Genomic DNA, 7,499 nt, shown 5'->3' on the forward strand with positions numbered 1-7,499 from the left:
ACGGCCATGCCTTGGTGGCTGCGTGGCGGGGTGACATGTGGCGTGAATGAGGCGGTTCGGCCGTGTTCAGGTGGTGTTTCGGTGCGATGGATTGCGTGAGGTCGCCAAATTTTCTTCTGTCCGTCCGGAGGAGACTCCAACGATGACCACCGACCGAACCGCCCCGTCACCTGAGCCCGAGCCTGTGCCGGGCGACAGTGCCGGGCAGGTTTCCAGCGTCACCCGGCGCCGCGTCCTGCAAGGCGCCGGCCTCGCCGCCGGCGCCCTGGCCCTCGGCGGGCTCGCCGGGCCGGCCGGCCGGGCAGTCGCCGACGGCTCGGACGAGTACGTCCTGCCCGCGGGCTTCCACGGCGACATGTCCGATCTCAAGCACGTCGTGATCCTGATGCAAGAGAACCGTTCCTTCGACCACTACTTCGGCCAGTTCCCCGGCGTCCGCGGCTTCGGTGACAAGCAGGCGCTCACCTTCCAGGACGGCACGAACGTCTTCCAGCAGAAGGACAGCACCGGGAAGATCGTCACGCCGAAGGTCGACGACGGTCCCTGGGGCAACGACCACGGGGCGTGGGGTGACGTCAACCACCGCAAGTGGGACCTGTGGGTGCAGCACAACGGCGCCAGCTGCATGAACTACCACTCCGCCGGCTACATGAGCTTCTACCACTCGATGGCCGCGCAGTACACGATCTGCGACCAGACCTTCTGCTCCGAGTTCGGGCCGACCGACCCCAACCGCAAGTACCTGTGGAGCGGTACCGCCAACACCGAGACCGGCAACACGGACGAGTCCAACTACAGCCGTCCGTGGATCACCGTGCCCGAGCAGCTCCAGAAGGCCGGTATCGACTGGCGCCTCTACTCGGACAACAGCGGCAACGGGCGGCAGGGCTACGTCAGTTCCTGGGTCGGCGACTACGGCGACAACGAGCTGAAGTACTTCAAGGGGTTCGACCCGAAGGGGCTCAGCCCCGACGACCCGAAGCTGCAGCCCGGCACCGGCCTGATCTGGCGCGGCAACTGCACGTACTACTCCGGCATGTCCTCGCCGAACAACGACTCCGAGCAGAACCTCGACGTCGTCCTGAAGGACTTCCATGACGCGTGCCAGCCGGGTGCGGAGTTCCCGCTGCCCGCGGTCTCCTGGATCGTCGCGCCGTACGGCTGGAGTGAGCACCCGGCCGCCGACACCCTGCACGGCGAGCGCTACGTCAAGCGGGTGATCGACATCCTCCAGAGCAACCCCGAGATCTGGAACCACACGCTTTTCATCCTCAACTACGACGAGAACGACGGGAAGTTCGACCATGTGCTGCCGCCGTGGCCGGAGGCGGGCACGGTGGGCGAGTACGCCGGCTCCTACCCGCTCGGCTTCGGTCCGCGGGTGCCGATGGTGCTCGTCTCGCCCTGGACTCGCGGCGGCTACGTCGCCTCGGAGGTCTTCGACCACGTCTCGCCGATCAAGTTCCTGGAGAAGTGGGCCGCCCACCTCGGCAAGCCGTTCACCTGCCCCAACATCACCGAGTGGCGGCGTTCGATCGCCGGCGACCTGACCAGCGCGCTCGACTTCGCGCATCCGCAGGTCGACCCGGTGACCTTCCCGAACCCGGCCGACGAGCAGCCGGTGTCGGTCCCGGCCGGCCACATGAAGCCACGGCCGCTCTCGTTCCACCCGCACGCCACGCTGTCCGAGGACCGGGTCACCGGCAAGGTCACCGCCACCATGACGCTGGCCGGTGGTCCCGACGGCAAGGCCGTGAGCTTCCAGGCATTCCCGGACAAGTACCGGGCATTCTCCAGCTCGCCGTTCACCGTCAGTGCGAGCGCGCCGCGCACGTACACCTGGGACAGCTCGACCACGGACGGCAAGTACGCGTTCTCGATCTACTGCAACGACGGGTTCGTACGCTCGTTCGCCGGACAGCTCGTGCCCGCGGGACAGCAGGACCTCGGCATCCCGCGTGTCGACGTCGACCTGAAGATGGCCGAGCACGGCGAGGAGGGCAAGGTCAAGGTCAGGCTGCACAACGACGGCACCGAGCCGGTGCGCTACGAGCTGAGCGCGCACGACTACCTCGGCGGTACCCAGGTCGTACACCTCGCTGGCGGCAAGTCCAAGGTCGTTCCCTGGCCGACGAAGGACGGGTACTACGACCTCGTCATCACCGCCGACACCGGCACCGGCTGGACCCAGCGGTACGCCGGCCGTGTCGGGGCGACCGGAAAAACCGAGTCCCGATGATCCGCACGCTCCGCACGCTCCGCACGCTGCGCACCCGCGCCGCCGCCGCGCTGACGGCGGTGGTCGCGCTCCTCGTCGCACTTCTGGTCGCGGCACCAGCCGCACCGGCGTCCACTGCCGAGGCCACTGCCGAGGCCACCGGGGCCCTGAGCACCCCGACCACGACAGTGGCCGCCGATGCCCCGATCACCTTCAACTACTCCGCTCCCGCCGACCGAGTCTCCCGCACCAACTGGATCGGCTTCTACAAGCCCGGTCAGAAGCCGGGCCAGGTCGGGTCGACGTACTGGGTGTACACAGCGAACAACAGCCAGACCGTGCCTGGTACGGCGATCGCCAGTGGCACCCTCCAGTTCCCGGGCGTGGCTGCCGGAACCTACGAGGTCTACTTCCTCTACAACGACGGCTACACGGCCATCGGCTCGAAGATCACCATGACCGTGGTGAACGCCCCGCTCGCCACGGCACAGACGACCGCCGTGGTGGGTACGCCGGTGTCCCTTTCCTACAAGGCGCCCGCCAACCAGCTGAGCACGAGCAACTGGGTCGGCTGGTACCGCGGAAAGACGACCTGCGGCGCGGCGTCGACGTACTGGCAGTACACCCAGACCGGTACGCACAACTACCCGCCCACCGGTTCGTCCCCCGTCGCCGGCGGCACGCTGACCTTCACCGGCATGACCGTCGGGTCGTACGCCGTCTGCCTGCTCTACAACGACGGGTACACGGTCATCGGATCGCCCCTCATCATCAACGTCGTTCACCCGACCAACACGGTGAGCGTGACCTCCTCCGGCCACGGCACCGCCTCGGCATCGTCCAGCGCGGTGACGCCGGACGACAAGGTCACGCTGACCGCGACACCCGACAGCGGCTACAAGTTCGCCGGTTGGCACGTGACCAGCCCGGACGACCTGACGATCGCGGCCGACGGCACCTTCACCATGCCGAACGCGGCGGTGACCGTTCAGGCCACGTTCGTCCCTGACTCGGCGACCGTGCACTTCGACGGCAACGGCGCCGACGGCGGGACCATGGCCGACCAGCCGGTCCAGTACGACGTTGCCGAGCCGCTGAGCGCCCATGGCTACACCCTGAGCGGCTCCGACTTCGCAGGCTGGGCCACCAGCCCCGCCGGGCCTGTCCGCTACGCCGATGGCGCCGACTTCACCGACCGCGTCCCGACCGATGGTGCGTCGATCACGCTGTACGCCCGCTGGCGCGCACACGGGCAGTACCTCGTATCGATCGATGACGCCGACCACGGAAGCGGTACGGCGTCGGTCCGCTCGGCCGCACCCGGTGACTTGGTCAAGCTCACGCCAACGGCCGAGACGGGCTACCACCTCGACGACTGGCAGACGTCGACGCCGTCCGGTCTCACCGTCGACGCCGCGGGCAGCTTCACCATGCCGACGGCCGATGTCGTGGTCGTGCCGCGTTTCGCGGCCAACACGTACAAGGTCGTCTTCGACGGCAACGGCGCCGAGGCCGGTACGACGGACGCCAGTACGTTCACCTACGACACCGCGGCCGCGCTGGCGCCGGGCGGTTTCGTCCGGGACAACTACCGCTTCGCCGGCTGGAGCACGACTCCGACCGGAGCGGTCGAGTACAGCGACCAGGCATCGGTGAAGAACCTGACCGACAGGGACGGCTCAGTCGTCACTCTGTACGCCCAGTGGGCCAAGCTCTCGGTTCAGGCCGGCAACTGGCCGAGCCTGCCCAAGGGCTTCGTCAGCGACACGTTCAAGGTTCCGGCGGTGCCCGCCTCCGGGGCCGTCAGCCAGCCGCTGCCGGGCTTGTGGAACGGCGCGGCGCCGACCTCGTTCACCAAGGTCTCGGGTGATGCGTGGCTCGACGTGACCGCCGATGGCACCGTCACCGGAACCGCGCCGGACCGCCGGCAGAAGAACGCCGGAGAGATCACGGTCTCGGCCACCAGCGGCGGTACGACCTCGACGATCCTGGTCGAGGTGCCGGTCGCGGCCCCGGGCACGTCGCCGGACTTCAAGGCGGCAACCTGGAACGCCTGGAACGCGGGCAGCAAGGTCACTGACGCGACGGGCAAGAACCTCGCTGTCATCGCCGCTCGCGGTGTCGGAGTCATCGGCTTCCAGGACGGCGGCCATGCGATGGCGCAGTCCGTCGGCGCCGCCCTGGGCTGGTCCGTGCACGGAATCGGTGATCTCGGCATCGTGTCGTCGTACCCGACGACTCCCGATACGAAGACGGTCTTCCCGACCGCGTCGGCTCCGGCTGCCGCGCAGACGGTCAGCGTCGGCGGCAAGCCGGTACGGATCTGGGACGTCCACCTCGACGAGTCGAACTACGGTCCGTACGGCATCTGCTTCGACGGCGACGGTGTCGCGTCCGTGGTCGCCAAGGAGACGTCGACGGTCCGGTACGCCCAGGCGCGGGCTGTCGCCAAGGCCATGGCCACCGACCTCCGGTCGGGTACGCCGCTCGTCCTGCTCGGCGACCTGGCGTCTCCGTCCGGGAAGGACTGGACCACCGCCACGTCGGCGTCCCACTGCAAGGCGGGTGCGGTCGACTGGCCGGTTCCCGCTGTGTTCCGCGCGGCGGGCCTGCTGGACTCCTACCGGACCGCGAACCCGGACCCGAGCGCCAAGCCCGGCAACACCTGGTCGCCGGTCATCGACACCAACGCCAACGGGAAGCCGGAGCCGCAGGACCGGATCGACTACGTCGATTACACCACCTCCGGCAGCCTGGAACTGATCTCCTCCGACACCCTCTTCGTCGGCCGCCCGTCGGCGAACGACCCCTCGGCCAACTCCTGGGCCAGCGACCACGCCGCAGTAGTGACCAGCTTCCGCCTCACCACCAAATCCCACTGAGCACCAATCCTCGAAGCTCGAAGTGGGGGGCGTAGCCCGCGGCTACGCCTCCTACAGCTCGCGGCCCAGTCTCTCCAGCACCCCGGAAAGAACTCCGAGGTGCTCAAGCTGGTCACGGACAATCGCTCACGTACCGGACGAGGAAGGGTGACGGTCGGGCGGGGAGGTGGCCCGGCGGCGGGGGCCGCCTCGTAGGGTGGGGCACATGACGGAACAGCCTTCCCGCCGTCTGCTGCTGGTGCACGCGCACCCGGACGACGAGTCGATCAACAACGGCGCCACCATGGCCCGATACGCGACCCAGGGAGCGCAGGTGACGCTGGTCACCTGCACCCTGGGGGAGCGGGGCGAGGTCATTCCGCCGCGGCTGCGGCATCTGACCGGGGCCGCGCTCGGCGCGCACCGGCTGACCGAGCTGCGGGCCGCCCTGCACGAGCTGGGCGTCGCGGACGTCCGGCTGCTCGGCGGCGCAGGCCGCTACGGCGACTCCGGGATGATGGGCCTGCCCGACAACGACGACCCCGACTGCTTCTGGCAGGCCGACCTCGACCAGGCCGCCGGCCGGTTGGCCGAGATCGTCACCGAGGTACGTCCCCAGGTCCTGGTCACCTACGACGACCACGGCGGATACGGGCACCCGGACCACATCCAGGCCCACCGGGTCGCCATGCGCGCCGTCGAACTGGCCGCCGACGCAGGCTGGAGCGTCCCCAAGGTCTACTGGAACCGCATCCCGCGCTCCGTCGCCGAGGCCGCCTTCGCCCGGCTCCGGGACGAGCTGCCCGGCCTCCCCTTCGCCAAGAGCGGCTCCCTCGACGATCTGCCGGGCGTGGTGGACGACGACCGGATCACCACCGCCGTCGACGGCACCACGCACACCGCGGCCAAGGCCGCCGCGATGCGCGCCCACGCCACCCAGATCGAGGTGGCCGAGCCCTGGTTCGCGCTCTCCAACGCGCTGGCGCAGCCGCTGTTCACCACCGAGTACTACGAGTTGGTGCGCGGCCCACGGCCGGACACGCGCGAGACCGACCTGTTCGCCGGGCTCGACCCCGCGGAGGCGTCATGAGCGCGGCGGGCCGGGAACGACACGGATCGATGCTCGCCCAGCCGCTGCACCGCCCCTCCGCCGGGCGGATCGCGGCCTACGTCGGGCTGTTCGTGCTCGGTGCCGTGGTCGCGCAGGCCGGGGCGCTGGTGCAGAGCGGCTGGTTCCCGGGCGGGCTGCTGCTCGCGCTCGCGGGCACGGCCGGACTGTTCCTCGGCGGGGCGCGCGCCACCGGCACCCGCGCCGGGGCGGTCGCGCCGGCCGCCGGCTGGATCGTCGCTGTCATGCTGCTCACCGCCAGCCGCCCGGAGGGGGACTTCCTGTTCGGCGCCGGAATCGGCTCGTATCTCTTCCTGCTCGGCGGGATGGCCGTCGCTGTGATCTGCGCCACCCTTGGGCCGGGGCGGCAACCGGACGGCGGCACCGGCCGACTTGGCAAGTGACGTACCGCTTCGCCGCGCGGCGCACGTGCGGGTCCGGTGACGGTTTCCCCCGTGGTCATGGGATACGCGCCCGAGGCGGCCAGTATGGTGGTGCGCGCCGCCGAGCCTCCCCCAAACCCCCGACTCCGCTCGTGCCGGGGGACCCCCACACTGAGGTTGTCATGGGCGGTGGAGCCAACCGGGAGAACCTGCCTTGAGTCGTGAAACTGACACTCCGTCCTCCGGGCCCGACGGGCGCGGCGGAGCCGCATACCCCTCGGGGACGCCGCCGTACGGGACCCCCGTGGCAGCCGACGGCGGCGCGGACGCGGGCGGTTCGGCCAAGCGGCCGGAGGAGCGCAAGACCGAGACGACGCTGACTACCCGGATCCGGATCAACATCCCCGGGTCGCGGCCCATTCCGCCGGTCGTCGTGCGTACGCCCGTTGCGGACGCCGAGGGCCCCGACGAGGGTCCTGGCGCCGACGCGCAACCGACTCCGGCCCAGCCGTCCACCGGCGTCGGCGAGGCCCCGGCCGAACCCGCGGCCGCGCAGAAGGAGAAGACGAGCGACTGGTTCGCCCCCCGTAAGTCCGGCCCGGCCAAGGGCGGTCCGGGCAGCGGCGGCACCAACGGGGCCTCGGCGCCCGGCGGTTCGGCCGGCGGCGGGGCGGCCAGTGGCGGTTCAGCCACCGGTGGGTCGGCCCCGGGCGCGCCCGGCGCGCGGCCCGGTGGTGGCGCCCGGCCCGGTGGAATCGTCGGCGCGATGGGCGTATCGGGTGGCGCCAGGACCGGTGGCGGCGGCACCAACGGGGCGGGGCTGCCCGGCGCCTTGGACCTGCGGGTCACCGAACTGCTGGACGGACCGGCGGACCCCGCTCGGGCCCGGGTGCCGCGGCCGGCCAGGGTCCGTGCCCTGCCGGGCCCTG

4 protein-coding genes and 1 pseudogene are annotated in these 7,499 nt (G+C 70.4%); all 5 read left to right on the forward strand.

Features of this window, described 5'->3' with window-relative positions; genetic code table 11:
• The first annotated feature begins 142 nt into the window (after positions 1-142).
• Complete coding sequence (locus ACWEKM_RS25920; RefSeq protein ID WP_451623625.1) at positions 143-2,239, forward strand: alkaline phosphatase family protein; 2,097 nt, start codon at positions 143-145, stop codon at positions 2,237-2,239.
• Positions 2,236-5,100: an InlB B-repeat-containing protein gene (locus ACWEKM_RS25925; RefSeq protein WP_451623626.1), complete on the forward strand. Its 2,865-nt coding sequence runs from the start codon at positions 2,236-2,238 to the stop codon at positions 5,098-5,100. The genes ACWEKM_RS25920 and ACWEKM_RS25925 overlap by 4 nt, the downstream gene beginning before the upstream one ends.
• Positions 5,101-5,305: 205 nt before the next feature.
• Positions 5,306-6,169, forward strand: coding sequence for an N-acetyl-1-D-myo-inositol-2-amino-2-deoxy-alpha-D-glucopyranoside deacetylase (mshB, locus tag ACWEKM_RS25930; RefSeq protein WP_451623627.1), 864 nt, complete (start codon positions 5,306-5,308; stop codon positions 6,167-6,169).
• On the forward strand, positions 6,166-6,591 hold the full coding sequence (locus ACWEKM_RS25935) for a DUF6113 family protein (protein ID WP_451623628.1): 426 nt from the start codon (positions 6,166-6,168) through the stop codon (positions 6,589-6,591). The genes mshB and ACWEKM_RS25935 overlap by 4 nt, the downstream gene beginning before the upstream one ends.
• Before the next feature lie 193 nt (positions 6,592-6,784).
• A pseudogene (locus ACWEKM_RS25940) lies at positions 6,785-7,499 on the forward strand (hypothetical protein); the annotation flags it as partial.

Source organism: Streptomyces sp. NPDC004752 (genome assembly GCF_053601275.1).